This is a genomic window from Lysobacter firmicutimachus, assembly GCF_037027445.1.
GTDB lineage: Bacteria > Pseudomonadota > Gammaproteobacteria > Xanthomonadales > Xanthomonadaceae > Lysobacter > Lysobacter firmicutimachus.
In genome coordinates this window covers 4,109,672-4,136,125 of sequence record NZ_JBANDL010000002.1, presented here as the reverse complement: position 1 = coordinate 4,136,125, position 26,454 = coordinate 4,109,672, and the positions used below count along the sequence as shown (strand labels likewise).

20 protein-coding genes and 1 pseudogene are annotated in these 26,454 nt (G+C 70.8%); 16 read left to right on the top strand and 5 right to left on the bottom strand.

The window, feature by feature from the left end:
- Nucleotides 1-649 precede the first annotated feature (649 nt).
- On the bottom strand, nucleotides 650-1,129 hold the full coding sequence (locus V2J18_RS17940) for a hypothetical protein (protein ID WP_064747616.1): 480 nt from the start codon (nucleotides 1,127-1,129) through the stop codon (nucleotides 650-652).
- Nucleotides 1,130-1,196: 67 nt separating this feature from the next.
- Nucleotides 1,197-1,718 carry a hypothetical protein gene (locus V2J18_RS17935; RefSeq protein WP_064747617.1) on the bottom strand — a complete coding sequence of 174 codons (522 nt, stop codon included), beginning with the start codon at nucleotides 1,716-1,718 and terminating at the stop codon, nucleotides 1,197-1,199.
- Nucleotides 1,719-1,795: 77 nt separating this feature from the next.
- Between V2J18_RS17935 and V2J18_RS17930 the strand changes: the two genes are divergently transcribed.
- The 11 genes from V2J18_RS17930 to V2J18_RS17880 all read left to right on the top strand — a co-directional run bounded on the left by V2J18_RS17930 (nucleotide 1,796) and on the right by V2J18_RS17880 (nucleotide 16,562).
- Nucleotides 1,796-3,985 (top strand): RelA/SpoT family protein, encoded by a 2,190-nt coding sequence (locus tag V2J18_RS17930; protein WP_336132499.1) that lies wholly within the window; start codon nucleotides 1,796-1,798, stop codon nucleotides 3,983-3,985.
- A 138-nt stretch (nucleotides 3,986-4,123) separates the two neighbouring features.
- Entirely contained in the window at nucleotides 4,124-5,713 is a 1,590-nt protein-coding gene (locus tag V2J18_RS17925; RefSeq protein WP_336132498.1) for a tetratricopeptide repeat protein, read from the top strand.
- 161 nt (nucleotides 5,714-5,874) lie between these two features.
- A complete protein-coding gene (locus tag V2J18_RS17920; RefSeq protein WP_075575080.1) occupies nucleotides 5,875-6,906 on the top strand; it encodes a glycosyltransferase family 2 protein in 1,032 nt (343 codons plus the stop codon).
- A complete protein-coding gene (locus V2J18_RS17915) occupies nucleotides 6,906-7,874 on the top strand; it encodes a glycosyltransferase family 2 protein (RefSeq protein ID WP_064747620.1) in 969 nt (322 codons plus the stop codon). The genes V2J18_RS17920 and V2J18_RS17915 overlap by 1 nt, the downstream gene beginning before the upstream one ends.
- Before the next feature lie 377 nt (nucleotides 7,875-8,251).
- Entirely contained in the window at nucleotides 8,252-10,654 is a 2,403-nt protein-coding gene (gene mrcB / locus V2J18_RS17910; RefSeq protein ID WP_064747621.1) for a penicillin-binding protein 1B, read from the top strand.
- A 3-nt stretch (nucleotides 10,655-10,657) separates the two neighbouring features.
- The gene (locus tag V2J18_RS17905; protein ID WP_261370084.1) at nucleotides 10,658-11,272 is read left to right on the top strand and encodes a hypothetical protein; all 615 of its coding nucleotides are present in this window, start codon (nucleotides 10,658-10,660) and stop codon (nucleotides 11,270-11,272) included.
- A gap of 10 nt (nucleotides 11,273-11,282) precedes the next feature.
- Nucleotides 11,283-13,442: a DNA repair helicase YoaA gene (gene yoaA, locus V2J18_RS17900; protein WP_336132497.1), complete on the top strand. Its 2,160-nt coding sequence runs from the start codon at nucleotides 11,283-11,285 to the stop codon at nucleotides 13,440-13,442.
- A 31-nt stretch (nucleotides 13,443-13,473) separates the two neighbouring features.
- Nucleotides 13,474-13,884 (top strand): VOC family protein, encoded by a 411-nt coding sequence (locus V2J18_RS17895; protein ID WP_336132496.1) that lies wholly within the window; start codon nucleotides 13,474-13,476, stop codon nucleotides 13,882-13,884.
- Nucleotides 13,885-13,935: 51 nt separating this feature from the next.
- Nucleotides 13,936-14,655 (top strand): tRNA (adenosine(37)-N6)-threonylcarbamoyltransferase complex dimerization subunit type 1 TsaB, encoded by a 720-nt coding sequence (gene tsaB, locus V2J18_RS17890; RefSeq protein WP_336132495.1) that lies wholly within the window; start codon nucleotides 13,936-13,938, stop codon nucleotides 14,653-14,655.
- A gap of 31 nt (nucleotides 14,656-14,686) precedes the next feature.
- The gene (locus tag V2J18_RS17885; protein WP_336132494.1) at nucleotides 14,687-15,829 is read left to right on the top strand and encodes a hypothetical protein; all 1,143 of its coding nucleotides are present in this window, start codon (nucleotides 14,687-14,689) and stop codon (nucleotides 15,827-15,829) included.
- A 100-nt stretch (nucleotides 15,830-15,929) separates the two neighbouring features.
- Complete coding sequence (locus tag V2J18_RS17880) at nucleotides 15,930-16,562, top strand: hypothetical protein (protein ID WP_141233437.1); 633 nt, start codon at nucleotides 15,930-15,932, stop codon at nucleotides 16,560-16,562.
- A 22-nt stretch (nucleotides 16,563-16,584) separates the two neighbouring features.
- On the opposite strand, the gene V2J18_RS17875 is transcribed toward V2J18_RS17880, so the two are convergent.
- Nucleotides 16,585-17,466 (bottom strand): energy transducer TonB, encoded by an 882-nt coding sequence (locus tag V2J18_RS17875; protein ID WP_064747627.1) that lies wholly within the window; start codon nucleotides 17,464-17,466, stop codon nucleotides 16,585-16,587.
- Nucleotides 17,463-18,425: a glutathione synthase gene (gene gshB / locus V2J18_RS17870; RefSeq protein WP_064747628.1), complete on the bottom strand. Its 963-nt coding sequence runs from the start codon at nucleotides 18,423-18,425 to the stop codon at nucleotides 17,463-17,465. Before gshB ends, V2J18_RS17875 begins: the two co-directional genes overlap by 4 nt.
- A 347-nt stretch (nucleotides 18,426-18,772) precedes the next feature.
- On the opposite strand from gshB, the gene pilG reads away from it, so the two are divergent.
- From pilG to V2J18_RS23180, 5 genes and pseudogenes are all read left to right on the top strand, one after another.
- Nucleotides 18,773-19,171 carry a twitching motility response regulator PilG gene (pilG, locus tag V2J18_RS17865; protein ID WP_031372856.1) on the top strand — a complete coding sequence of 133 codons (399 nt, stop codon included), beginning with the start codon at nucleotides 18,773-18,775 and terminating at the stop codon, nucleotides 19,169-19,171.
- A gap of 19 nt (nucleotides 19,172-19,190) precedes the next feature.
- Nucleotides 19,191-19,556, top strand: a complete 366-nt coding sequence (locus V2J18_RS17860) for a response regulator transcription factor (RefSeq protein WP_064747629.1) — start codon at nucleotides 19,191-19,193, stop codon at nucleotides 19,554-19,556.
- Nucleotides 19,557-19,564: 8 nt separating this feature from the next.
- The gene (locus V2J18_RS17855) at nucleotides 19,565-20,116 is read left to right on the top strand and encodes a chemotaxis protein CheW (protein WP_064747630.1); all 552 of its coding nucleotides are present in this window, start codon (nucleotides 19,565-19,567) and stop codon (nucleotides 20,114-20,116) included.
- A gap of 51 nt (nucleotides 20,117-20,167) precedes the next feature.
- Nucleotides 20,168-22,186: a methyl-accepting chemotaxis protein gene (locus tag V2J18_RS17850; RefSeq protein WP_336132493.1), complete on the top strand. Its 2,019-nt coding sequence runs from the start codon at nucleotides 20,168-20,170 to the stop codon at nucleotides 22,184-22,186.
- A 141-nt stretch (nucleotides 22,187-22,327) separates the two neighbouring features.
- Nucleotides 22,328-24,586 (top strand): annotated as a pseudogene (locus tag V2J18_RS23180) (Hpt domain-containing protein); the annotation flags it as partial.
- 901 nt (nucleotides 24,587-25,487) lie between these two features.
- Here the strand turns inward: V2J18_RS23180 and V2J18_RS23175 are convergent.
- Nucleotides 25,488-26,360 (bottom strand): pentapeptide repeat-containing protein, encoded by an 873-nt coding sequence (locus V2J18_RS23175; protein ID WP_425606119.1) that lies wholly within the window; start codon nucleotides 26,358-26,360, stop codon nucleotides 25,488-25,490.
- Between the last annotated feature and the right edge of the window lie 94 nt (nucleotides 26,361-26,454).

Sequence of the window (26,454 nt, the reverse complement as noted above, 5' to 3'; positions counted from 1 at the left end):
TCCTCCACTCTCGCCGCGTCTTTGTCCTGGGACCCCTGTAGGAGCGGCGCAAGCCGCGACCGCCATCCTTCACTCTCGCCGCGCTTTGTCCTGGGGCCCTGTAGGAGCGGCGCAAGCCGCGACCGCCATCCTTCACTCTCGCCGCGCTTTGTCCTGGGGCCCTGTAGGAGCGGCGCAAGCCGCGACCGCCATCCTTCACTCTCGCCGCGTGTTTGTCCTGGGCCCCCTGTAGGAGCGGCGTAAGCCGCGACCGCGTCCTTTCGCCTCGCGGCGTCTGTCGTTCGAAGGCCTGTGAAGCTTCAAAGCTCAAAGCTCCGAAGCCAAGCTTCCATCCGCAAGCGGCCGGGTCACTTTCTTTGTCCAAGGCGACAAAGAAAGTAACCAAAGAAAACGCCATAACGGTTTCGAGTCAAAAGCCACTATGGGACGAGGTTTTCGCCGGGCTGCTCCGCACAGGCCATCCCTGGCCTGGCTGCGCACGGCCCGCCTCCCTGCGGGCCGCCCTCCGGGGCGTCAGGGCGTTCTCGCAAGTTCGATGCGGCGCCAAGCTCTTTACGGCAACGGCAACTGGCGATGCCGGCAGACGGCGTCGGACCGCCGTTGCCAATCCCGAATCCCCAATCCCCAATCCCAAATCCCGAATCCCAGCTCAATCCAGCCGCTTGACCTTGGCCTTCGGGATCTGGCCTTCGACCTCCAGGTACCAGGCGCCCATCATGCCGGGGCGGATGGTGACCTTGGGCGCGCTGACCGGCTTGCCGATGAACAGCGAACCTTCGATCACGCGCCAGCGCTGTCCGTTCTCGAGCTGGATCACGTCGCCGTTGGCGAAGCCGCGGAAATCGCCCTTGACGGTCGAGCTGACCGGGTCGGCCTTGACCTTGGAGAACGGGTCGTTGCGTTCGGCCAGCACTTCGCGCTTGGCCTCGGCCACGGTCGCGGTGCGCTCCTGGCTCAACAGTTGGTTGAGCAGGGCCAACTGCTCGGGCGACAGCGTGTCTAGGCCGGTGGCCTTCATCTGTTCGGCGCTGAAGCGCTGTTCGACCGGGACGTATTGGCGTTCGGCGCCGGCCGCGGCGGCGGAAACGGCGAGCAGGACGGCGAGGCTCAACGAAGACAGCGCACGCATGGTGGACTCCGGAAGACGGGACGATAAGGAAGAAACGGCGAAGCCGGCCGGCGCCGGCTCGTCCGGCTTACTTGGTGCGGGTGACCTTGGCGCGGGTGTTGTAGCCCTGCACCGCCATGTACCAGGCGTTGCCGATCAGGCTCGGGGTGATCCGCACCTGCGGCGAATCCAGCTTCACGCCGGGCAGGTTGGCGTTGTCGTCCTGGCGCCATTCCTGGCCGTTGTCGAGCACATAGGTCTGGCCGCGGCCGAAGCCGGTGAAGGGGCCGGTCATGCGCGCTTCGACCGGCTCCTTCGAGCCCGAACCGAGGAAGCCGCGGTTTTCGTGCTTGACCTGTTCGCGGGTCTCTTCCTTGGCCTTGACCACGGCCTTGCTGGTCTCGCTGTCGAGAGTGCGGTTAAGCCAGGCGTTCAGGTTGGCGAGCTGTTCCGGGCTGAGCTGGTCCAGGCCGGCGGCCTTGAACTGCTCGGCGCTCATCTGCTGCTCGATCTTGGCCTGCGCGAGCGCGGCCGGCGCGGCCAGCGCCAGGGCCGCGGCGATGCAGGCGGCGAGCAGCGGGCGCGTCAGGACGGAGTGAATCGCGGACATCTGTGCTGTTCCTCAGGACGGATGCTCGCTAGTGTAGTCGCTGGTCCCCCTTGCTTCGCACCTGCGCCGCCCCCGTTGTGAACGCGTCCGCCGCCGAACCCCGTCCTGCCCTCGCCGATGTCCTGGCCCTGCCTGCCGCGCGCAGCCTGGCCGCGCCCCTGCGCAAGGCGCTGACCGCTGCGGCGGCGCAGGCGCAGGCGGGCGAGGGCGCGCTGGACGCGCCGGAGGTGGTCGCCGCGACGCTCGACGCACTGGCCTTGCTCGATGCCGACAGCGATACCGTCGCGGCCGCGATCCTGCACGCTTACCCGGGGTGGGCGGCGGCCTTGGGCCCGGGGCTGGAGCGCGATTTCCCGGTGGTCGCGGCCTTGCTCGACGGCCAGCGCGCCGCCGGTCAGGTCTGGGCGCTGCATGCCGAACAGGGCCGGCGTTCCGGCACCGAGGGCCTGCGCCGCCTGCTGCTGGCGATCGTGCGCGACCTGCGGGTGGTGCCGATCCTGCTCGCGCGCCAGCTCGCGCGCATGCGCTACGCCGAGCGGCTGGCGCCGGACACCCGCCGCGAGCTGGCCGCGCTGACCCGCGACATCCACGCCCCGCTGGCCAACCGGCTGGGCATCTGGCAGCTCAAGTGGGAGCTGGAAGACCTGGCGTTCCGCTACCTGGAGCCGCAGACCTACCAGAAGATCGCCCGCCTGCTCGACGAGAAGCGCGGCGACCGCGAGCGCTACATCGAACAGGTCAAGCGCACCCTGCGCGAGGCCATGGCGGCGCAGGGCCTGCAGGCCGATGTCGCCGGCCGGCCCAAGCACATCTACAGCATCTGGAAGAAGATGCAGCGCAAGGACGTGCCGATCGGCGAGCTCTACGACCTGCGCGCGGTGCGGGTGCTGGTCGACGACCTGGCCTCGTGCTACGCCGCGCTCGGCGTGGTCCACGCCCAGTGGACGCCGATTCCGAGCGAGTTCGACGACTACATCGCCCGGCCCAAGCGCAACGATTACCGCTCGCTGCACACCGCCGTGGTCGGGCCGGAAGGCAAGACCCTGGAAGTGCAGATCCGCACCCACGAGATGCACCGCCAGGCCGAGCTCGGCGTGGCCGCGCACTGGAAGTACAAGGAAGTCGGCAGCCACAGCGCCGACGCCGCGTTCGATCGCAAGATCGCCTGGATGCGGCGCCTGCTCGACGCCAAGGGCGGCGACGAGGCCGCGCTGGCCAGCGAGCTGGACACCGAACTGGTCGAGGACCGGGTCTACGTGCTCACGCCCAAGGGCGAGGTGATCGACCTGCCGGCCGGCGCCACGCCGCTGGACTTCGCCTATCACGTGCACACCGAGGTCGGCCATCGCTGCCGCGGCGCCAAGGTCGACGGCCGGATCGTGCCGCTGGACCACAAGCTGCGCAGCGGCGACCGGGTCGAGATCCTCACCGCCAAGACCGGCGAACCGCGCCGCGACTGGCTGGTCGCGGCGAACGGCTTCCTGGCCAGCAACCGCTCGCGCGAAAAGGTGCGGACCTGGTTCCACAAGCTCGACCGCTCGCGCAACGAGAGCGCCGGGCGCGAGCTGCTGGACAAGGAGCTGCGCCGGCTGGGCCTGCTCGGCGCCGATCTGGCGCCGGCGCGCGAGCGCTTCAACCTGGCCAACGACGGCGACCTGTACGTGCAGGTCGCACTCGGCGACCTGGGTCCGCACCAGATCGGCCGCGCCCTGCTCGAGCACGAACGCGCCCTGGCCGCACCGCCGCCGGCGCCCGCGCCGGGCACCGGCGCCGGCACCACGACCGTGCTGACCCCGCCGGCGCCGCGCAAGTCGGTGGGCAAGAGCACCGACTTCACCGTCGAAGGCGTCGGCAACCTGCTGGTGCAGCTGGCGCGTTGCTGCCAGCCGCTGCCGGGCGAGCCGATCGTCGGTTACCTGACCCGCGGTCGCGGCGTCAGCGTGCACCGTCCCGGCTGCGGCGCGTTCGAGCGTCTGGCCGCGGCCCAGCCGCAGCGCGTGCTGCCGGTGGAGTGGGGGCGCAAGGGCAGCGGCTACGAGATCGACGTCGAAGTGCTGGCGCTGGACCGCAAGTGGCTGCTCAAGGAGGTCACCAACGTGATCGCCCAGGGCAATGCCCACGTGGTCAGCATCCGCAGCGACGTCGAGCGCAACGGCGCTCAGGTGCGGCTGCGCCTGCGTCTGCGCGTGGCCGATTACGGCCAGTTGTCGACCCTGCTCGGCAAGCTGTCCTCGCTGCCGGGCGTGGAGTACGCACAGCGGCATTGAGCCGGGCGGCACGGAATCGGAACGATCGCCGGCACGGGCCGGCAATGTGATCCGCGTCGGCCGCGGCCGTGCCGGCGATGCGCTGTGCCGCGGCGGCGTCGCGGTCGCGACGCGACAGTCATGCGTCGGCGCTATCCTGTGACGGTGAATCCGGATCCGCCGTCGCCGTCCCCCGTTTCCCGCACGCGCATCGAGCCGGCATCGGGCGATTGGAGCCGGTTGCGCTTCGACGACCCGGCGCCGCTGCGCGAGACGCCGCCGCGCCTGCAGCAATGGGGCCTGCGCGCCGCCATCGCGCTGGCGGCGGTGATCGTGCTGACGATGATTCTGGAACGGCAGGCGCTGTCGGAATGGCTGTGGCCGGACACCCGCGCCCAGGTGCTGCGCGAACAGGCCGCGCAGGCGCTGGCGCAAGGGCGGCTCAGCGCCGCCGACGGCCGCGGCGCGCGCGAACTCTACGAGGCTGCGCTGGCGCTGGACCCGGACCGCAACGATGCCCGCGCCGGCCTGGCGCGGGTCGGCTTGGCCGCGCTGGACCAGGCCGAGGCGGCGATCGCCGGTGGCCGATTCGATCAGGCCCGCGAACGCCTGACCCTAGCGCGCGAGCTGGCTACCCCGCGCGACCGGGTCGAACCGCTGGCGCGCAAGTTGCGCGAGCGCGAAGCCGCGCACGCCGGCCTGGACGGAGTGATCGCCGCCGCCGCCGCGGCACGCGCGCAGGGCCGGCTCGATGGCGGGCCCGACGCCGCGCTGCCGCTGTACCAGCGCGTGCTGGAGCTGCAGCCGCAGCACAACGCCGCCCTGGAGGGGCGCGACGACACCCTGGCCGACCTGCTGCAACAGGCGCGCGCCGCGCTGCAGCGCGGCGAACTGGCGCGCGGCGCGCAGGGCGTGCAGCGGGTGCAGGCCGCCGATGCGGGCCATGCCGATTTGCCGGACGCGTTGACGCAGCTGGAGACCCTAGTCGAGCGTCGCCGTCGCGACAGCGAGCGCGCCTTGCAGCGCGGCCGCCTGGAGCAGGCCGCGGCCGGTTTTCAGGACCTGCTCGCGGTGCATCCCGAAGACGAAGCGGCACGGCGCGGCTTGATCGCGGTGGCCGAGGCGCACGCCGCGCGCAGCGAGCGCTATGCCGCCGATTTCCGGCTCGCGCAGGCCGAGGCCGAGTGGGCGCGCGCGCGCGCGTTGGCGGTCGACGCGCCCGCGGTGGCGAGCGCGCGCCAGCACCTGGAGCGCGCGCGCGAATCGCGCAAGCGCCTGCACCAGGAGCCGCCCGCCGTGCGCCGGCAATCCCTGCATCGCCTGCTGGCCGAAGCCGCCGCGGCGGAGCAGCGCGGCGATCTGCTGACGCCGCCGGGCGACAGTGCCTACGACAAGCTGCGCGCGGCGCAAGCGATCGCGCCGCAGGACCCGGCGGTGCGCGCCGCCGCGGCGCGTCTGCTGCCGGCGGCGCGGCGTTGCTTCGAGCGCGAACTCAGCGGCAACCGCTTGTCGCGCGCCGGCGAGTGCCTGGCCGCGCGCCGCACGCTGGAAGGCGGCGGCACGGCGGTGCGCGAAGCGGCCGTGCGCCTGGCCCAGCGTTGGGTCGCGGTCGGCGACGAGCGCCTGGGCGCCGGCGAACTGCGCGCGGCGCGCGCCGCGGTCGACGCCGCGCATGCGCTCGACGCCGCCGCACCGGGCTTGGCGGAACTGGCGGCGCGGGTGCGCAGCGCCGAGGCGGCGTCGAACTGAGACGGCTGGACCGCGGCTGAACGCGCGCCGCCGGCGGGCTGAGCGATAATGCCGGCCCCCGATCCGTCGCGAGCCTCGCCCGCCGTGCCTGCCGCCTCCTGTTTCCCGATCCCGTCCCCGCCGTCGCCGTTGCGCGCGCGGGCGGAGTGCGGAGCCGGGCGATGAACCGCTTCGACACCCACGCCGACCCGGCGCTGCGCGTCACCGTGGTGCTGTGCACGTACAACGGCGCGCGCTATCTCAGCGCCCAGCTCGACAGCCTGTTGGCGCAGGAGCGCAGCCCGGACCGGATCGCGATCGCCGACGACGCCTCCAGCGACGCCACCTGGACCCTGCTCGAAGCCTTCGCCGCCCGCGCCCGCGCCCGCGGCATCGAGGTCGATCTGCAGCGCAATCCACGCAACCTGGGCTACCTGCGCAACTTCGAGGCCGCGCTGGCCCGCGCCGGCGCCGGGCTGGTGTTCCTGTGCGACCAGGACGACGTCTGGCATCCGAACAAGATCGGCGATTTCGTCGAGCGTTTCCGCGCCGACCCGGGCCTGATCGCCTTGCACAGCGATTCGCGCCTGGTCGACGGCGAGGGCCGCGACCTCGGCGGGCGCATGTTCCAGACCCTGGAAGTCGCCGAGGCCGAACTGCAGGCCTTGCACGAGGGGCGCGGTTTCGAGGTGCTGGTCCGGCGCAACATCGTCACCGGCGCGACCCTGGCGATGCGGCGCGAGCTGATCGATCGCGCGCTGCCGATTCCGAACCTGCCGGCGTTGGACATCGGCCGCTTGGGCTGGGTCCACGACGAATGGCTGGCGTTGATCGCCGCCGCGACCGGCCGCATCGACTGCATCGAGGCGGCGACGATCGATTACCGCCAGCACGGCGGCAACCAGATCGGTGCGCGCCGGCGCAGCCTGGCCGAGCGCCTCGGCGGCGGCAAGCAGCGCCGAGAGCACATGCAGGCGATGGTGGCCAAGCTGGAATCGCTGCGCGCCCACATCGACCGCGCCGGCCTGGCGGTCGACGCCGGCAAGCGCGCCATGCTGGATGAGCGCTTGAACCACCTGCAACTGCGGCTGGGCTTGTCGCCGCGCTTTCTGCAGCGGTGGCCGTTGATCCGCCAGGAGTGGCGCCACGGTCGCTACCGGCGCTATTCGGCCGGCCTGCGTTCGCTGGTCTGCGATCTGCTGGGGTTGCGTTGATGAGCGCCGCGGCCGCGAATCCCGGCGCCGACGTTTGCGCCGTCATCGTCACCTATCACCCACAGACCGACCTGCTCGACGGCGTGGTCGCCGCGGTGCAGGGCCAGGTCGGGCAATTGCGGATATTCGACAACGCCAGCCCCGATCCGGCGCTGGACGGTTATTTCGACGGTCTGCGTGCGCGCGGCGTCGAGGTGTTCCGCTCGCCGCGCAACGTCGGCCTGGGCAGCGCGATCAACCACGCCGCGCGCGCCGCGCGCGCCGCCGGCTTCGCGCACGTGCTGTTGATGGACCAGGACAGCACGGTCGATCCGGACATGGTCGCGCAGCTGCGCGCGGCGCTGGACCGGCTGCGCGCGCAAGGGCCGGTGGCCGCGGTCGGGCCGCAGTTCCGCGACGCCCGCACCGGCGCGGTCGCGCCGTTCGTGCGCATCGGCTTCCCGCTCAACCGCAAGCTCTACGGCGGGCCCGGACAGACGGTGGACTGCGATTTCCTGATCACCTCCGGCAGCCTGCTGCCCTTGGACGCGCTCGACGCGGTCGGCGGCATGGACGAAGGACTGTTCATCGACAACGTCGACATCGAATGGAGTTCGCGCGCGCGCCACCGCGGCTACCGCTTGTACGGGGTCTGCGACGCCGGCATGCAGCACCGCATCGGCGACCTGGTGCCGCTGGCGTCGTGGTTGCCGCTGCGCACCGTGGTGCACAGCCCGACCCGGCTGTACTACATGATGCGCAACCGCGTTCTGCTATACCGTCGCGCCGAAGTGCCGTTGCGCTGGGCGGCGCAAGATCTGCCGCGGTTGCTGCTCAAGTTCGCCGGCACCGCAGTGTTCCTGCGTCCGCGCCTGGGCTATGTGCGGGCGATGCTGCGCGGCTTGCGCGACGGTCTGTGCGGGCGCGACGGGCCGATGCCGAGCCGGACGGGCGACGCCCACGGCCGAGGTTCCGATCCGAAGCGATAGAGCTGCGCCCGGGCCTTCCTGCCGAAAACCGGGGCGCGCAGGCGCATGCCACTGAGCGGGGGCTCGGCTCGAATCGCGCTATGCCGACGGGCCGATCGCCGGGATCGCCGCCCCGATCCGTCACCCCACTCCGAAGCCGCGCTCCGAAGCGAGGGGCCCATGCCGGCACTCGTTGCCGGGAACCCGGTCGAACGGACGCACGCACGCCGGACCCGGTCGTTCGCCGCTTTGCCCATCCTGGCGACAGCCCCGCCGAGCGCCCGTCCATCCCCGTCGCGCGTCCCCCCTTCTGAACGCCCGCGCACCATGCCGCAGGCCCCGGCCCGGCCTGCGGACGCCTGCGCTAGACTTGCCGCGACTCCCCGTACGGTAAGCCCGTGGCCCGCATCGATTACGACGAAGACCAGCACGACGACGACAGCGACGACGGCCGCGCGCCGACTTGGCGCCGCCGCCTGGTGACCTGGGGCCTGGCCGTCGCCGGCCTGGGGCTGGGGTTCCTGATTCCGTACACGCTTTATCTCAACCACGAAGTCGGGCAACGCTTCGGCCAGCTGCGTTGGCAGATCCCGACCCGGGTGTATGCGCGCCCGCTGGAACTGGCGCCGGGCTTGGCGCTGGACGCCGCCACGTTGAAGACCGAGCTCGATGCCGCCTCCTACCGCGAGGACGGCGGCGCCCGCCCGGGCACCTACGCCCGCGACGGCGGCCGCTTCACCATCGCCAGCCGCGGCTTCAACGACGTCGACGGCAAGGTCGCGCCGCGCCGGATCGAAGTCACCGTGTCCGGCGGCCGCGTCGCCGCGTTGCGCGACCTGACCACGCGCAAGTCCCTGCGCGTGGCGCGCCTGGACCCGGCGCGGATCGCGACCCTGTACGGACAGAAGCAGGAAGAGCGCCGGCTGGTGCGGATCGAGGAAGTGCCCGAGCTGTTGGTCACCGGCCTGCAGGCGGTGGAAGACCGCGACTTCAACCACCACTTCGGCATCGACCTCAGCGGCATGGCGCGCGCGGCGTTCAAGAACGTCGCCGCCGGCCGCGCCAAGCAGGGCGCCAGCACCCTGACCCAACAGCTGGCGCGCAGCGGCCTGCTCGGCATCGGCCAGGAGCAGACCCTGACCCGCAAGGGCAAGGAAATCATCTATGCCTTGTTGATCGAGGCGCGCTACGACAAGCGCACCATCCTCGAGGCCTATTTCAACCAGGTCTACCTCGGCCAGCGCGGCTCGCAGGCGATCCACGGCGTCGCCGCGGCCTCCGAGTTCTGGTTCGGCCGCGACCTGCGCGATCTCAACACCGAACAGATCGCGCTGTTGATCGGCATCGTCCGCGGCCCGTCCTACTACGACCCGCGGCGCAATCCCGAGCGCGCGCTGGAGCGGCGCAATTTCGTCCTCGGCGAAATGCACGAGACCGGACTGATCGACGACAAGGAGTTCCAGCGCGCGCTCAAGACTCCGCTCGGCATCACCCAGAACCCGGGCAACATCGCCGCCAACCGCTTCCCGGCCTACGTCGACTTGGTCCGCCGCCAGTTGGCCCGCGACTATCCGGCCGATGCGCTGGCCGGCGCCGGCCTCAGCGTCATGAGCGGCATGGCGCCTTCGGCCCAGGCCCAGGCCGAAGGCGCGGTCGCGCGCACGCTCAAGAGCCTGGACAGCAAGCGCCGCCCGCCGCTGCAGGCCGGCCTGGTGGTCACCGACGTGCACAACGGCGAAGTGGTGGCGGTGGTCGGCAGCCGCGAATTCACCCAACACGGCTTCAACCGCGCGGTCGAGGCGCAGCGTCCCGTCGGCTCGTTGCTCAAGCCCTTCGTGTACCTGTTGGCGCTGGCGCAGCCGGGCGAGTTCAACCTGGCGTCGTGGATCGACGACTCGCCGGTGACGGTCAAGCTCGGACGCGGCCGCAACTGGAACCCGGGCAACTCCGACGGCCGCAGCCACGGCATGGTGCGCATGGTCGACGCGCTGGCCATGTCCTACAACCAGGCCACGGTGCGGATCGGCATGAAGGTCGCGCCGGAGCGCATCGCCGACCTGATCAAGACCCTGGCCGGCATCGAGGCGACGAACAACCCCTCGCTGATCCTCGGCGCGGTCGACCAGAGCCCGTACGCGATGGCGCAGCTGTACCAGTTCCTCGCGTCCGGCGGCGAGATCCAGCCGCTGCACGCGGTGCGCGGCGTGCTCGACGCCAACGGCAAGGCGGTCAAGCGCTACGACAAGGAACCGGCGCCGGCGCAGGAAGGCGACGCGATCGCCGCGCGCCTGATCACCATCGCCCTGCAGCAGGCGGTCAGCAACGGCACCGGCCGCCAGCTGATCGGCGACGGCCTCGGCCGCCTGGCGCCGGCCGGCAAGACCGGCACCAGCAACGATGGCCGCGACAGCTGGTTCGCCGGTTGGACCGGCGATCACCTGGCGGTGATCTGGGTCGGCAACGACCAGAACCAGACCACCGGCTTGTACGGCGCCACCGGCGCGATGCGGGTGTGGTCGTCGATCTTCACCCGCTTGCCCAGCGCACCGCTGAAGGTCACCGACAAGGGCTTGGACTGGCAGTCGGTGATCGGCACCCACGTCACCGACGCCAGCTGCGCCGGCGCGCGCCGCTTCCCGTTCGTGGCCGGCTTCGCTCCGGAATACGCGCCGTGCCCGGCGCCGCAGCCGGAAGGCGGCGAAGAATCCGGCGGCGGCTGGCGCGAATGGTTCGGCCTCGGCCGGGACAAGGACGAACCCGCGCCGCCGGCGCCGTCGGATCCCCCGCCCCCGGAGCAATGAGTCATGAGTCGTAGTTTTTCCGGCGCTGTCCCCCGCGGCGCCGCGTTGCTCGCACTGAGCGTCCTGGCCGCGGCCTGTTCGGTCGCACCGCCGCAGCCCAGCGCCCTGGCCGAAGCCAATTTCAACGGCGAAGCGGCGATCGCCGCGGTGCGTTCGGCCGGCGGCGCCGCCGCGCGCGAGCTCGACGTACAGCCGATCCGCGACCCGCAGGTCGAGGATCTGCGCCAGCAGGCGGCGCAACTGGAACGCACGCGCAAGTACCCCGAGGCCGCAGCCGCGCTCGACCAGGCGCTGCAGCTCAACCCCAGCGACCCCGCGCTGCTGCAGGAACGCGCCGAGACCGCCTTGCTGCTGCACCGGCTCGACGACGCCGAGCGCTACGCCCAGCAGGCCTTCGACGGCGGTTCGCAGGTCGGCCCGCTGTGCCGGCGTCATTGGGCGACGATCGCCCAGGCCCGCCAGGGCAAGCTCGACGGCGTCAACGCGGCGATGAAGCTGGCCCAGCGCCAAGAGCATTACGATGCGTTGTTGCCGCAACGCAGCCAATTGACCGAAGCGCGCAAGCAGGCCCAGGCCCGCATCGACACCTGCACGGTCGCCGCACCGCCACGCTACTGATCTTTCGTCTATGGAACCCAGCCGCCTTGGCGTCGCCAGTCGTGCCGCGCTGAGCGAAGGCGGCGACCTGGCGCGCAACATCGCCGCCTTCGCCCCGCGCCCGGCACAGCAAGACCTCTCGGGCGCGATCGCCGACGCCTTCGAGGCGCGCTCGACCCTGCTCGCCGAGGCCGGCACCGGCACCGGCAAGACCTTCGCCTACCTGGTCCCGGCGCTGCTGTCCGGGCTCAAGACCATCGTCTCCACCGGCACCCGCGCGCTGCAGGACCAGCTCTATCATCGCGACCTGCCGCGGGTGCGCGACGCGCTCGGCACCGGGCTCAAGACCGCGCTGCTCAAGGGCCGGGCCAATTACCTGTGCCGCTACCGCACCGAGCAGGCCAAGGGCGAGCCGCGCTTCTCCAGCCGCGAATACGCGGCGCAATTCCAGCGCATCGTGGCCTGGTCCGGGCGCACCCGTTCCGGCGACCTGGCCGAACTGGAGGCGCTGGCCGAGGATTCGCCGCTGCTGCCGATGGTCACCTCGACCGCCGAAAACTGCCTGGGCAGCGACTGCCCGATGTACGCCGACTGCTTCGTGGTGCAGGCGCGCCAGCGCGCCCAGGCCGCCGACCTGGTGGTGGTCAATCACCATCTGCTGCTCGCCGATCTGGCCCTGAAGCAGGAAGGCTTCGGCGAAATCCTGCCCGGCGCGCAGGCCTTCGTGGTCGACGAAGCGCACCAATTGCCGGAACTGGCCGGACAGTTCTTCGGCGAGGCGATCAGCGCCCGGCCGCTGGTCGAACTGGCGCGCGACGCCCTGGCCGAGTGCAAGCAGGTGCCCGGTTCGCTGGCGGCCATGCAGGTGCCGGCGCGCGAGTTGGAGCAGGCCGTGCGCGCGTTGCGCGCGGCGATGGACGAACTGCCGGTGCGCGCAACCCGCCGCCGCGCCGCCGAAGTGCCGGCGGTGGAAGAGGCCTTCGACGCGCTGCAGGCGGCGCTGCTGACGTTGGAAGAGGCGTTGGAGCCGTTGCGCGCCTCGGCCCCGGGGTTCGAAAGCTGCCACGCCCGCGCCAGGGAGTTTTCCGCGCGCTTGCGGCGCTGGCGCGGGTTTCCGCCGGCGGCTTCGCTGCCGGCGCCGGTCGAGGACGAGAGCGAGGAGGCCGCGACAGGGGGCAGCGGTGCGGCTGCCGCGTCCGCACTGCGCGCCGCGGCGCCGACCGTCGCCGCGGAAGGGGCGGGCGAGGGCGAGGACGTCGGCGAAGCCGGGGACCCCAAGCGCGACGCCCGCCGCGGTGGCGGCAGCGTGCGCTGGTACGAACTGACCGCGCGCGGCTTCCGCCTCAGCCGCACGCCGCTGGACGTGTCCGGGCCGCTGGCCGAGCATCGCGAACGCTCGCGCGCGGCCTGGGTGTTCACCTCGGCCACGCTCGCGGTCGGCGGCCAGTTCCAGCATTACGCACGCAAGCTCGGCCTGGTCGAGCCGCGTACCTTGTTGGCCCCGAGTCCGTTCGACTGGCAAACCCAGGCCCTGCTGTATCTGCCGCCGGGCCTGCCCGACCCGATGGTGCGGCATTACAACGACAGCATGGTCGACCGCATCCGGCCGGTGTTGGAGGCCTCCGGCGGCCGCGCCTTCGTCCTGTTCGCCTCGCACCGCGCCCTGCGCGAAACCGCCGAATTGCTGCGCGACGGCCCCTGGCCGTTGTTCGTGCAGGGCGAGGCGCCGCGGCACGTGCTGCTGGAACGGTTCCGCGCCTCCGGCAACGGCGTGCTGCTTGGCGCCGCCAGCTTCCGCGAAGGCGTCGATGTCGCCGGCGAGGCGCTGAGCGTGGTGGTGATCGACAAGCTGCCGTTCGCCGCGCCCGACGACCCGGTGTTCGAGGCGCGGCTGGAGGCGATCCGCCGCAGCGGCGGCAACCCGTTCCGCGACGAACAGCTGCCGCAGGCGGTGATCGCGCTCAAGCAGGGCGCCGGCCGCCTGATCCGCAGCGAGAGCGATCGCGGCGTGCTGGTGCTGTGCGACCCGCGCCTGACCACCAAGACCTACGGCAAGACCTTCCTGGACTCGCTGCCGCCGTTGCCGCGCAGCCGCCGGATCGAGGACGTGGTTGATTTCTTCGCCGGCCGCCCGCTGGCCCTAGAATCGGATTCGTCCGCGCCGGACGGCGAGGACTATTACTACCGCTGAATGCGGTCGACGCCGAACCAGGAGACGGGCCATGAGCGAACAGGAACCGGCGGCGCGCAAGCCGCGCGTGCACGGCTTGGGCGGAGTGTTCTTCAAGGCGCGCGATCCGGCCGCGCTGGCGGACTGGTACCGGCGCCACCTGGACCTGGACGTGCAGCCCTGGGGCGGGGCGCTGTTCCGCTGGCAGCGCGCCGGCAGCGGCCAGGACGCCTGCACGGTGTGGGCGCCGTTCGGCGAGGACAGCACCTACTTCCAGCCCAGCGACAAGCCCTACATGCTCAATCTGCGGGTCGACGATCTGGCGGGCACCCTGCAGGCGCTGCGCGAGGAAGGCTGCACCGTGCTGGACCGCCATGAGGAGTCCGAGCAGGGCAAGTTCGGCTACGCGCTCGACCCGGAAGGCGGGCTGCTGGAGCTGTGGCAGCCGGCGCCGGGCTACTGAGGCGCCCGCCGCGGCCATGCCCCGCCGCAGCGCTTGGGCGATAATCCGGCGATGAAACTCCTGGCCTTCGAAACCTCCACCGAAGCCTGCTCCGTCGCCCTGTGGCTGGACGGCGAGGTGCGCGAACGCTTCGAACTCGCGCCGCGCCGGCATGCCGAACTGTCCCTGCCCTGGGCCGAGGCTTTGCTGGCCGAGGCCGGGATCGGGCGCTCGCAGCTCGATGCGGTCGCGCTCGGCCGCGGCCCCGGCGCCTTCACCGGCGTGCGCCTGGCGATCGCCGTGGCCCAGGGGATCGCCCTGGCGCTGGACCGGCCGCTGCTGCCGGTGTCGACCCTGGCGGTCCTGGCCCTGCGCGCTTGTGTCCCGGCGGGCGAGGCCGCGCCGCATCGCGTCTACGCATCGATCGACGCGCGCATGGGCGAGGTCTATACCGGCGCCTTCGAGCTGCGCGACGGCGAAGCGTTCGCGCTGGACGCCGAACGCGTGTGCGCGCCGGCCGAGGCGGTCGTGCCGGGCGAGAACGGCGGCTGGCTCGGCGTCGGCACCGGTTTCGGCGCCGCCGAGGGCGCGCTGGCGCAACGCCTGGCGCCGCGCTTCGCCGCGATCGATGCGCAGGCCCTCCCGCATGCCGCCGACCTGGCCCGGCTCGCCGCTGCCGCCTACGCGCGCGGCGAGGCGATCGCGCCGGAGCTGGTCGAGCCGGCCTATCTGCGCGACAACGTCGCCCTGACCATCGCCGAGCAGGTGGCGTTGCGCAATCGCGGCGGCTGATCCGCACTGCGTTCGGCGAAGGAGAACGGACATGTCCCGCAGCACCGTATGGACGATGGCGCTGATCGCCTGCGCCGCACCGGCCTGGGCCGAAACCCGGGCCGACGTCTGGCAAGGCGAGATCGGCAAACTGCCGGTGGTGGTCGAGTTGAGCGGCGAGGGCTCGCTCAACGGCCAATACTTCTATCGCAAGCATTTGCGCGACCTGGAGCTGCAGGGCGTGCGCGACGACAGCGGCGTGCACCTGCAGGTACGCGATCGCGACGACCGCATCACCGAGCGCTGGGAACTGCGCGAGCGCGGCGGCGCGCTGGAAGGCCAGTGGCAGGCCGGCAAGCGCAAGCTGCCGGTGCGCTTGCAGCGGGTCGACCTGGAGGCGCTGCGCGCCGGCAAAGACGGCGAGCGCTATCGGCGCGGCGGCGGCGAGGTCGGCGCCTACGATGCGCTGCGCCTGAGCGAACTGAGCCTGCAGCGGGGGCGCAGCGCAGAGTTCCAGGGCCACCGCCTGCAGTGGTGGAACGAGCCGCGCAGCGGCATGGACCTGTTCACGGTCGAATCCGGCTACGACCAGGCCACCCGCTCGCGCCTGAACCGCATCCTCGAACAACGCCTGTGGCGCTCGGCGCTAGACGCGTTGCAATGCCGCTCGGCCGAGAACAGCGAGTTCGAACAAAACGTGACCCCGCGACTGCTCGACCGCCGCTTCCTCAGCGTCAGCCTGATGAGCAGCTATTACTGCGGCGGCGCGCATCCGGACTTCAGCGACTCGCCCCTGAACCTGGACGTGCGCAGCGGGCGCGAACTGGATCTGCAGGACGTGCTGTGGCTGGGCCAGGGGCGACCGCCGGCCGCCGATGCCGAGCGCCGCGATTACGACGATCCCGAGTATCGGCGTCTGCGCGATTACCGCGACGACACCCTGGCGCCGTGGATCGTGGGCACCCTGCGCAAGCTGCGGCCGCAGGACATGGCGGCGCCGGCGAAACCGGACGAGGGCTGCGACTACAGCGACCCACAGGTCTGGAACCTGCCGATCTGGCATCTGCAGCCGGGCGGGCTGTACGTCGGCCCGTATTTCGCCCGGGTCGCGCGCGCCTGCGAGTACCCGGAGTGGTCGGTGATTCCCTGGAAGCTGGTCGAGCGCCATCCGGGCGCGGCGTTGAAGGCGAAGTAAGCCTTCCGCAACCCCGCCGTCGACGGACGGCGCGGTTCGGCGCGTCGCCTGCGGCGGTGCGGCGAGGGGCAAGAAAACGCCGCACAGACGGGAGCGAAACATGCGGGCCATGCAGTGGAGGCTGTTGGCGGCGACGGTTGCGGCGCAATCGGCGGTCGCGGCGCAGGCTGAGGCGCCGCCCGCCCGGGTCATGGCCGTCGAGACCGCGTCCGGCGCGAGCTGGAGCGGTCTGGTTCACGAGCGCCAGCGGCTGGGAGGGCGCTGGGTGCTGAGGTTTAAACGCGAGCAGGGTTTGCGCATCGACGGCCGGCCGGTCGACGCGCCGGTCGGCGCGGACGCGTTCGCCGAAGCGCTCGACGCGGGCCTGCGTGCCGTCGCCGACAGCGGCGGCACGGTGGAGGCGATCCAGGTCGATGCCTTGCTGGTGCGCGAGACGCGCGCGGATTGGGTCGCGGCGGTCAAGCGCGCGGCGGCGCGGCAAACCGGTGCGGTCGGCGCGCGCGGCGCGGTCGATCGCGCGGTGTCGGCGGCCTTGGCCGAAACCGCTCAGGTCCGGCGGAGCTGCGCCGTGGCGCAGCGCTACGGCTGGCGCTGCGCCGATCCGGCGGTCGCGACCGATCCGGTGGTGTATCGGCGCGAGGTGTTCGGCCAGCCGTGGGCGCGAGTCGCCGCCGAGGCGGACGCGGGTTTGGCCGAGACCGTGTGGTTCGAGATTCGGGTGCGGCGGCCGTAAGCGCAGCGCGGCCGCAACGCGTTCATTCGTCGACCAGCGCCCCCGCCGGCAGGAAGTTCCAGGTCCGGGTCACGTGCAGGATGTCCGGGTCTTCCTCGGTCTTGGGCAGCGGCGGGTAGGGCTCGGCCAGGCGGGCGATGCGCAGGGCCGAAGCGTCGAGCAGGGCGATGCCGCTGCTGCGGATGATGTCGGCGCGCTCGACGCTGCCGTTGCGGCGCACCGCGACGCTGATCACCACCTGGCCGGCGAGGCGGCGACGGCGCGCTTCGTCCGGGTAGTTGAGGTTGCCGACCCGTTCGACCCGGTCGACCCATTCGCGCAGGTAGCCGGCCCAGGCGTACTCGGTGGTGCTGGCGGAGACGAACTTGCGCGTCGGCCGCTTGGCGTAACGTTCCGAGCGCATGTGGATCTCGGCCGCCAGGCGCGCCATTTCGATGTCGTGCTCGATCTTGCGATCGCCCGGCGGCAGCGGCCGCTCGGCCGGCGTCGGGGTGTTGCGGTCGCGCGCGGTCACGGTCTCGCCGCGGGTGCTGCTGACCACCCGCGCCACCGGCTGCGGCTGCGCGCTCGGCGACTGCGCGCGCAGCGCCATCTGCGCCACCCCGGCCTCGGCCTGCGGCGCCGGGCCGGACTGGTTGTCGCGCGGGCGGGTGCTCTTGTCGTGCTCGCCGCCGCCCTGGTTGTTGGCCTGGGCCAGGAAATCGGCCTGCTTGGGCGTCAGCGCGGTCTGGGTCTGGGTCAGGATCACGTCCAGGGTGGGCACCACCGGCGCGGCGCGCTCCAGGGTGTAGCCGACGCCGAGCAGGAGGATGCCGTGGACCAGCACCGACAGGACCATGGTCGCGCCGAAGCGTTGCGGCTCGCCCAGGCCGGTGCCGGGCAGGGACGGGGCGGCGGCGCTCATGCGGCGCGGGCGGCGGCCACGCGCGATTCGATCGCGTCGAACAACAGGCCGGCGATATTGAGGCCGAACTGCGCGTCGAGCTCGCGGATGCAGGTCGGCGAGGTGACGTTGAGTTCGGTCATGAAGTCGCCGATCACGTCCAGGCCGACGAACAGCATGCCGCGGCGGCGCATTTCCGGGCCGACCTGGGCCGCGATCCAGCGGTCGCGCTCGCTCAGCGGCCGGCCTTCGCCGCGGCCGCCGGCGGCGAGGTTGCCGCGGAACTCGTCGCCCTGCGGAATCCGCGCCAGGGCGTAGTCGACCGGCACGCCGTCGACCAGCAGGATGCGTTTGTCGCCGTCGCTGATCTCCGGCAGGTACTTCTGCGCCATGGTCAGGTGGCGGCCGCCCTCGGTCAGGGTCTCCAGGATCACGTTGACGTTGGGTTCGCCGGCGCTGAGCCGGAAGATCGAGCGCCCGCCCATCCCGTCCAGCGGCTTGAGCACCGCCTGCCGGTGGAAGGCCAGGAACTCCTTGAGCTCGGCCGGGCTGCGGGTCACCAGGGTGGCCGCGCAGCACTGCGGAAACAGCAATGCCGCCAGCTTCTCGTTGTAGTCGCGCAGGCCCTGCGGATCGTTGACCACGAAGGCGCCGGCGCGCTGGGCGATGCTGAGGATCTGGGTGTCGTGCAGGTACTCGGCGTCGACCGGCGGATCCTTGCGCATCAGCACGACGTGGCGGCCATCGAGCTCGATATGTGACCAAGATCCCAGTTTGTACCAGCCGCTCGCATCGTCGCGCACCTGCAGCTCGGCCACATTCGCCATCGCATGGCCGCCGTGCAGGCTCAAACCGCCCGGCTGCACATACCACAGACGATGTCCGCGGCGCTGCGCTTCCAGTAGCATTGCGAATGTCGAGTCCTTGGCGATCTTGATCGACCCGATGGGGTCCATCACGACGACGATGTCCAGGGGCATGGAAGCAAATCCCGAAAAATTGACGGCGATGGTAGCAGGGAGGTCGCCGGTATCTGTCATGATGATGGGGTCGGAAACGGTCGCGCTGCGTCCATTTTCGACACGCGGCGATCAGGCCTTCGCGCCATGCGACCCGACGACGATGCGCCGGCCGACGGAAGCGGCCGGTTCGGCAGCGGGCGGCGCACGGGGGGACTCCGGTCCCGACCTTGACCGGTCACGAAAGCGCTGCGTATTCAGCTTTCCAGGCACGGAATGCGCGCTTGACAGCCTGCGTGCGGCTTGGAATAAAGACGGCTTCGCGGCGCCTGGGGAAAACAAGGCGTTCGCAATGGGGGATACAAAGAATGCTCGACGAGGTTCGTAGCGGCAGCCTCGACGGTCTCAGGGTCATGGTGATCGACGATTCCAAGACCATCCGTCGAACCGCCGAGACGCTGTTGAAACGCGAAGGATGCGAGGTGGTCACGGCCATCGACGGATTCGAAGCGTTGGCCAAGATCGCCGATCAGCAGCCGCAAATCATTTTCGTGGATATCATGATGCCGCGTCTGGACGGTTATCAGACGTGCGCGCTCATCAAGAACAATCAACTGTTCAAGGGCACGCCGGTCATCATGCTGTCGTCCAAAGACGGCCTGTTCGACAAGGCCCGGGGCCGCATCGTCGGTTCCGAGCAATACCTGACCAAGCCTTTCACGCGCGAGGAGCTCCTCGACGCGATCCGCAAGCACGTACACGCCTGACCGGGGGGTAAGGCACAGCATGGCACGCATCCTGCTTATCGAGGATTCGCCGACGGATACGGCGGTCCTGACCCAGTTGCTCAAGCGCAACGGGCATGAGGTTTCTACCGCAGGAAGCGCAGAGGACGGCATCGAGGCGTGCAAGCGCGAACTGCCGGACCTGGTGATGATGGACGTGGTGCTGCCGGGCATGAACGGGTTCCAGGCTACGCGCGCGCTCAGCCGCGACGCGCAGACCAGCGCGATCCCGGTCCTGATCGTCAGCACCAAGGGCATGGAGACCGACCGCGCCTGGGGCATGCGCCAGGGCGCCCGCGACTACATCGTCAAGCCGCCGCGCGAAGACGAGCTGATCGCACGCATCAACGCACTACTTGCCGGGTAACAGAGACGATGACGTTCAAGCCGCCGTTCGATGTGCTGACCGATTACGAGCGCCGCAGCCTGGCGCACGTGCCCGGCCTGCCCGAACAGCTCGACGCGCCCGGCCTGTGGCGCGGCGTCGGTTACCGCATCGGCACGCGGCGGCTGGCGTCCACCTTCTCCGAGGTGGTCGAAATCCTGTCGTTGCCGCAGGTCACCCACGTGCCCGGTTCGCAGCCGTGGATGCTGGGCCTGGCCAACGTGCGCGGCAGCCTGCTGCCGATCGTCGACCTCAAGCAGTTCCTCGAGGGCGAGCGCACGGTGCTGCACGAAAGCCAGCGCATCCTGCTGGTGCGCCAGCCCGGCGGCGACGTCGCCGTGCTGATCGACGAACTGTTCGGCCAGCGCAGCTTCCACGACCAGCAGCAAATTTCCGTGGAGGACGTCGCCGAGCAGGGGCTCGCCGATGGCCGCTACGCCCATTTCATCGACCGGGCCTACCGCCTGGACGATCAGCCGTGGGGCATCTTCAGCCTCGACCGGCTGGCCCGCACGCCCGAATTCCGACAAGCAGCGGCCTGAGCCGCTCTCCAATCAGCCCGTAATTAGCCAGTACACCGAGGTTCGCGAACCATGAGCACAGTGATGGACAACGCCGGCAAGAGCCGCCTTCTGGGCGCCAATACCTGGCTGATCGTGCTGGGCATATCGGTGCTGGTGTTCGGCCTCAACACAGGCTATGCGACCTGGAAAGCGGCGCGCCTGGGCGGCGCCAGCTCGGCCGCGTCGAGTCTGCAGGTCAACTCGCAGAAGCTTGCGGTGCAGGGGCGCGAGGCAGTCGGCGGCAATAAGGACGCCTTCACCGAGTTCAAGAAGACCAAGTCGGCCATCGACGGCGACATCAATCAGCTCAACGACAACTTCGGCAGCACCGCCGGCGTGTCGGGTCCGATCGAGACGGTGACCAAGAGCTGGGAGCCGATGGGCAAGAGCGCCGACCAGGTGATCGCTTCGGAGAAGGCGGTGCTGGCCCTGGCCGGCAACGCCGACAACTTCTCCGGCCGCGTGCCGCAGCTGCAGGCGCGCCTGGACGAACTGGTCCGCGCGATGTCGGCTTCCGGCTCGCCGTCCTCGCAGGTCTACATCGCTCTGCGCCAGGTCGTGCTGTCGGCGACCATGGCCCGCCGAATCACCGAAATCCGCGCCGGCGGCAGCGGCGCCGGCATGGCCGGCGAAGCGCTGGTCCGCGACGCCACCGTGTTCGGCAACGTCCTCACCGGCCTGCGCAAGGGCGACGCCTCCTTCGGCGTGACCGCGCTGTCCAACGGCGGCGCGCTCGCCGCGCTGGGCCAGGCCGAGGCGCTGTGGCTGGAAATGAAGAAGGACCTGGACGCCATCTCGGCCTCCTCGAAGGAGCTGTTCCAGGCCCAGGCCGCGGCCGAATCGATCACCGGCGGCTCGGAAAAGCTGCTCGGCGAAAGCGAAACGCTGTTCAGCGCCTTCACCGCCTTCGGCTCGCTGCGCGACAAGAGCTTCTTCGGCAACATCTGGCTGTCGATCATCTCCGGTCTGGCCGCGCTGGTCGCGATCGCCGGCTTGCTGTTCTCGCTGAACTACGCCCAGCAGCGCCGCTACCAGACCACCAAGGAACTCAACGACCGGAACCAGGAGGCGATCATGCGCCTGCTGGACGAAATGGGATCGCTCGCGGAAGGCGACCTGACGGTGAAGGCGACGGTCACCGAAGACATGACCGGCGCGATCGCCGACTCGATCAACTTCGCCGTCGAACAGCTGCGCAGCCTGGTGCAGACGATTACCGACACCTCGGTGCAGGTGGCGTCCAGCGCCCAGGAGACCCAGGCCACCGCGATGCATCTGGCCGAAGCGGCGGAACACCAGGCCCAGGAGATCAACTCGGCCTCCGACCGCATCAGCGAAATCGCGGCCTCGATCGACCAGGTGTCGAAGAACTCGGCCGAATCGGCGGACGTGGCGCAGCGCTCGGTGCAGATCGCGACCAAGGGCGCGGGCGTGGTGCGGCAGACGATTCAGGGCATGGACTCGATCCGCGACCAGATCCAGGAAACCTCGAAGCGAATCAAGCGACTGGGCGAGAGCTCGCAGGAAATCGGCTCGATCGTCGAACTGATCAACGACATCTCGGAACAGACCAACATCCTGGCGCTCAACGCGGCGATTCAGGCCGCCTCGGCGGGCGAAGCGGGCCGAGGCTTCGCGGTCGTGGCCGACGAAGTGCAGCGACTCGCGGAACGCGCGTCCAACGCAACCAAGCGAATCGAGACGCTGGTCCAGACAATTCAGTCCGACACCAACGAAGCTGTGAGCTCGATGGAACAGACGACCTCCGAAGTGGTCGCGGGCGCACGACTGGCCGAGGACGCCGGCACCGCGCTGGGCGAGATCGAAAAGGTGTCGTCCGACCTGTCGAACCTCATTCAGGGCATTTCCAGCGCCGCGCAGCAGCAGTCCAGCGCGGCCTCGAACATCACCCAGACGATGAACACGATTCAGCAGATCACCTCGCAGACCTCGCAGGGCGCCAACCAGACCGCCGCGTCGATTGGAAACCTGGCGCAGCTGGCGGCCGACCTGCGCCGTTCGGTCGCCGACTTCAAGCTGCCGGCCTGATCGGAGCCGGACGCAGCGGCTCAGGCATGGCGGTTCGAGACGGATCAAAAGAAGGGTTGTACCGAGGATGAAGCTTCCGACACATCGCTGGCCGAGCCAGGGAACGGGTCCGCAGGGCCCCGCTGACGGGCGGGTCTGGCCATGACCGCGTTGCGCGAAGCGATCGACACCACCACGCTGGGCTGGATCAAGCCCGAGCTGGACGAGACCTTGCGCCAAGCGCGCCAGGAAATCGAAGCGTTCGCCGAAGAACCCGGCGACGCCTCGCGCATGCGCGTGTGCGCCAACCACCTGCACCAGGTGCACGGCACCCTGCGCATGGTCGAGCTGTACGCCCCGGCGATGGTCGCCGAAGAAATGGAGCGGCTGGCGATCGCCCTGCAGCAGGGCCAGGTCGCCGACCGCGACGAGGCCTGCGCGGCGCTGATGCGCGGCGTGGTGCTGCTGCCCGACTATCTGGAACGCCTGCAGGGCGGCCATCGCGACATTCCGATCGTGCTGCTGCCGCTGTTGAACGAACTGCGCGCGACCCGCGGCGAGTCCGGCCTCAACGAGAGCGTGCTGTTCGCCCCCAACCTGGACCGTCCGCTGCCGGCGCACCTGCCGCCGCCGCTGCCGGTCGCGGCCGCCGCCGGCCGCAACGCCAGCGCGCCGCATCTGGCCGCGCTGCGCGACGCCTTGAATGCGTGGCCGGAAGAGGGCGCGCCCGGCAACCCCAACCAACTGGCCTCGGCCATCGACGGCCTGCTCGCCGACGTGGTGCTGGAGCCGGTGCGGCGCATGCTCTGGGTCGCCTCGTCGGTGGCCCATGCGGTGCGCGACGGCGCGCTGGAACCGACCCGCGCGCTGCGCCAGGCCTTCGGCGGCGTCGAACGCGAAGCGCGCCAACTGCTGTCCGACGACGGCTTCAGCGCGCCGCGCGGCGAGCCCGCGGCCGAACCGACCCGGCAGCTGCTGTACCACGTCGCCCACAGCGACGGCCGCCACCCGGCCCTGGACGATCTGCGCCAGACCTTCGAACTCGCTGCGCACCTGCCCAGCGAGTCGGAGCTCGAACACGCCCGCGGCAGCCTCAGCGGCCGCAACCGCGCCCTGCTCGACACCGTCGCGGCGGCGATCAAGGAAGACCTGCTGCGGGTCAAGGACGCGCTCGACCTGCACCTGCGCACCAATCAGACCGATCCGGCCGAACTGCGGCCGCAGGTCGAGGCGCTGGCCCGGGTCAGCGACACCCTGGGCATGATGGGACTGGGCATGGCCCGCACCGTCGTGCTGCAGCAGCGCGACGCGATGAACGAAATCGTCGAAGGCCGCCGCGCCGCCGACGAGGGCACCCTGCTCGACGTGGCGGGCGCCCTGCTGTACGTCGACGCTTCGCTGGACGACCAGGTCACCCGCCTGGGCCTGCCCGAAGAGCGCGGCGACGAGGACCTGCTCGCCGGCGAGGCGCGCAAGGTGCTCGACGTGGTCGCGCGCGAAGCCATCGCCAACTTCGGCGACGCCCGCCAGGCCTTCGTCGCCTTCGTCGAGACCAAGTGGGATCACGAAGAACTCAACGAAGTGCCGCGCGTGCTGGACGAAGTCGCCGGCGCGCTGCGCATGATCGAGCTGCCGTTGGCGGCCGATTACCTGACCGGCATCAAGCGTTACACCGAAGTCGAACTGATCGGCCGCCGCCGCGTGCCCAGCGGCCAGCAGCTCGACACGCTCGCCGATGCCCTGGCGAGCCTGGAGTACTACCTCGAAGCGCTGCGCGAGCAGCGCCCGAACCGCGACGACATCCTCGACATCGCACGCCAGAGCCTGGAGGCGCTGCGCTACTGGCCGTTGCCGGACGTGGTGCGGGTCGAGCCCGCGCCGGCCGACGTCGCGCCGGCTGCGGCCGCGCAGGACGCGGTCGCCGAGGCGGCGCCCGAGGTGGGCGCAACGGACGACAACGTCCGCACCGAATCCATCATCGCCGAGGCGGCGTCGGCCGCCGATGCGGTCGAGTTCGTCGCCGGCGATACGGCCGAACAGCAGGACGAAGTCGCGTCCCAGGCCGCGAGCGTCGAAGCCGCTGCCGAAGCGGTCGCCGAAACGCCGGCGCCGGTCGAAGCCGGGGCGGTCGACTCCATCGCCGATCCGGTCCCGGCCGCGACCGCGGTCTACGGCGGGTTCGAGCAGGTCGACGACATCGACGACGAAGTGCGCGAGATCTTCCTCGAAGAATTCGAAGAAGAGATCGGCAACCTCGACCAACTGTTGCCGGCCTGGCGCGAGGCGCCGGAAGACCTGGCCCGCGTGCAGCCGGTGCGGCGCGTGTTCCATACCCTCAAGGGCAGCGGCCGCCTGGTCGGCGCCAAGACCCTGGGCGAGTTCAGCTGGAAGATCGAGAACCTGCTCAATCGCGTGCGCGAGCACGGCCGTGCGTCCAGTCCGGAAGTCATCGATCTGGTCACGCACGCGCGCAACGCCCTGCCGGGCTTCTACGCCGCGCTGCGCAACGAGGCGCCGCTGAGCGTCGACGTGGCCGGCCTGGAAGCGCATGCCGACCTGCTCGCCAGCGGCGAGGAAGCGTTCTATCAGCCGCCGCAGCCGAGCGCGGTCGCGGCCGCCGAGCCGGAACCGGTGGTCGAAGCCGCCGCGACGCCGAAACCGATCGTCGACGGTCCCTACGTGCCGGCCGCGGTCGATCCGGTGCTGCTGGAGATCCTCGACGGCGAGGTCGCCGGCCATCTGGTCACCATTGAAGCCTGGCTCAATGCTTCGCAAGCGCAGCCGCAGCGCGCCAGCGATGCGCTGCAGCGCTCGATCCACACCTTGAACGGCGCGTTCGCGATGACCGAAGTGCCGGTCATCACCGACGTCACCGGGCCGACCGAAGCCTACGTCAAGCGCCTGCTCGCCAGCGGCGCGCCGGCCAGCGCCGAGGGCGTGGCCGCGCTGGGCGCGGTCGCCGAGGCGATCCGAATCACCGTGCAGGCGCTGAAGTCGCCGTCGCCGCACGTGCCGATGTTCGTCGGCCTGCCCGAGCGCATCGAAGCGTTGCGCGACAGCCTGCCGGATGCGCGTGCGCCGATCGTCGTCGACGACGAAGCCGATGCCGCCGCCGAAACCATGGCCGACTCCGCCGCGCCGAGCGAATTGACCTCGGTGCACGACCTCAGCGCCTTCGGCGAGGATGCGCCGGCGGAGCTGCCGGCCGAGGCCGCGCCGTACGAATCCATCGAATCCGGCACTGTCGCCGGCATCGACCTGGACCTGGACGACTCTGCGCTGGAAATCGGTCTGGACCGTCTGCCGGGCGAGTTCGATCCGATCACCGCCCGTGCCCTGGGCCTGGTCGGCGGTAGTTCCATCGCCGCCGCCGAAGCGCAGCGTGCGGAAGCCGAGCGCCAGTTGGCCGAGCGTCTGGAAGCGGAACGCCTCGCAGCCGAGCGCGCCGAAGCCGAGCGCCTGGAAGCGGAACGTCTTGCAGCCGAGCGCGCCGAAGCCGAGCGCCTGGAAGCGGAACGTCTCGCAGCCGAGCGTGCCGAAGCCGAGCGCCTGGAAGCGGAACGCCTCGCAGCCGAGCGCGCCGAAGCCGAGCGTCTGGAAGCGGAACGTCTCGCAGCCGAGCGCGCCGAAGCCGAGCGTCTGGAAGCGGAACGTCTCGCAGCCGAGCGCCTGGAAGCGGAACGTCTTGCAGCCGAGCGCGCCGAAGCCGAGCGCCTGGAAGCGGAACGCCTCGCAGCCGAGCGCGCCGAAGCCGAGCGTCTGGAAGCGGAGCGCCTTGCAGCCGAGCGCGCCGAAGCCGAGCGTCTGGAAGCGGAACGCCTCGCAGCCGAGTGCGCCGAAGCCGAGCGCCTGGAAACGGAACGCCTCGCAGCCGAGCGCGCCGAAGCCGAGCGTCTGGAAGCGGAACGTCTCGCAGCCGAGCGCGCCGAAGCCGAGCGTCTGGAAGCGGAGCGCCTCGCAGCCGAGCGCGCCGAAGCCGAGCGCCTGGAAGCGGAGCGCCTTGCAGCCGAGCGTGCCGAAGCCGAGCGCCTGGAAGCGGAGCGCCTTGCAGCCGAGCGCGCCGAAGCCGAGCGTCTGGAAGCGGAACGCCTCGCAGCTGAACGCGCCGAAGCCGAGCGTCTGGAAGCGGAGCGTCTCGAAGCCGAGCGCCTGGCCGAAGAAGAGCGGCTGGAGTACGAACGTCTGGAAGCCGAATACGCCGCCGAAGCGCAGCGTGCCGAACAGGCCCGTCTGGACGCCGAGCGCATCGCGGTCGAGCAGGCGGAAGCCGAGCGCCTCGCTGCGGAACA

Bases quoted from the DNA above. Each gene is read 5' to 3' on its own strand.
- V2J18_RS17875 (WP_064747627.1), bottom strand. From the start codon at position 17,466: ATGAGCGCCGCCGCCCCGTCCCTGCCCGGCACCGGCCTGGGCGAGCCG.
- gshB (WP_064747628.1), bottom strand. From the start codon at position 18,425: ATGCCCCTGGACATCGTCGTCGTGATGGACCCCATCGGGTCGATCAAG.
- V2J18_RS17920 (WP_075575080.1), top strand. From the start codon at position 5,875: ATGAACCGCTTCGACACCCACGCCGACCCGGCGCTGCGCGTCACCGTG.
- V2J18_RS17885 (WP_336132494.1), top strand. From the start codon at position 14,687: ATGTCCCGCAGCACCGTATGGACGATGGCGCTGATCGCCTGCGCCGCA.
- V2J18_RS17895 (WP_336132496.1), top strand. From the start codon at position 13,474: ATGAGCGAACAGGAACCGGCGGCGCGCAAGCCGCGCGTGCACGGCTTG.
- V2J18_RS17880 (WP_141233437.1), top strand. From the start codon at position 15,930: ATGCGGGCCATGCAGTGGAGGCTGTTGGCGGCGACGGTTGCGGCGCAA.
- V2J18_RS17940 (WP_064747616.1), bottom strand. From the start codon at position 1,129: ATGCGTGCGCTGTCTTCGTTGAGCCTCGCCGTCCTGCTCGCCGTTTCC.
- V2J18_RS17905 (WP_261370084.1), top strand. From the start codon at position 10,658: ATGAGTCGTAGTTTTTCCGGCGCTGTCCCCCGCGGCGCCGCGTTGCTC.
- V2J18_RS17915 (WP_064747620.1), top strand. From the start codon at position 6,906: ATGAGCGCCGCGGCCGCGAATCCCGGCGCCGACGTTTGCGCCGTCATC.
- V2J18_RS17935 (WP_064747617.1), bottom strand. From the start codon at position 1,718: ATGTCCGCGATTCACTCCGTCCTGACGCGCCCGCTGCTCGCCGCCTGC.
- yoaA (WP_336132497.1), top strand. From the start codon at position 11,283: ATGGAACCCAGCCGCCTTGGCGTCGCCAGTCGTGCCGCGCTGAGCGAA.
- V2J18_RS17850 (WP_336132493.1), top strand. From the start codon at position 20,168: ATGAGCACAGTGATGGACAACGCCGGCAAGAGCCGCCTTCTGGGCGCC.
- pilG (WP_031372856.1), top strand. From the start codon at position 18,773: ATGCTCGACGAGGTTCGTAGCGGCAGCCTCGACGGTCTCAGGGTCATG.
- V2J18_RS17860 (WP_064747629.1), top strand. From the start codon at position 19,191: ATGGCACGCATCCTGCTTATCGAGGATTCGCCGACGGATACGGCGGTC.
- V2J18_RS17855 (WP_064747630.1), top strand. From the start codon at position 19,565: ATGACGTTCAAGCCGCCGTTCGATGTGCTGACCGATTACGAGCGCCGC.
- tsaB (WP_336132495.1), top strand. From the start codon at position 13,936: ATGAAACTCCTGGCCTTCGAAACCTCCACCGAAGCCTGCTCCGTCGCC.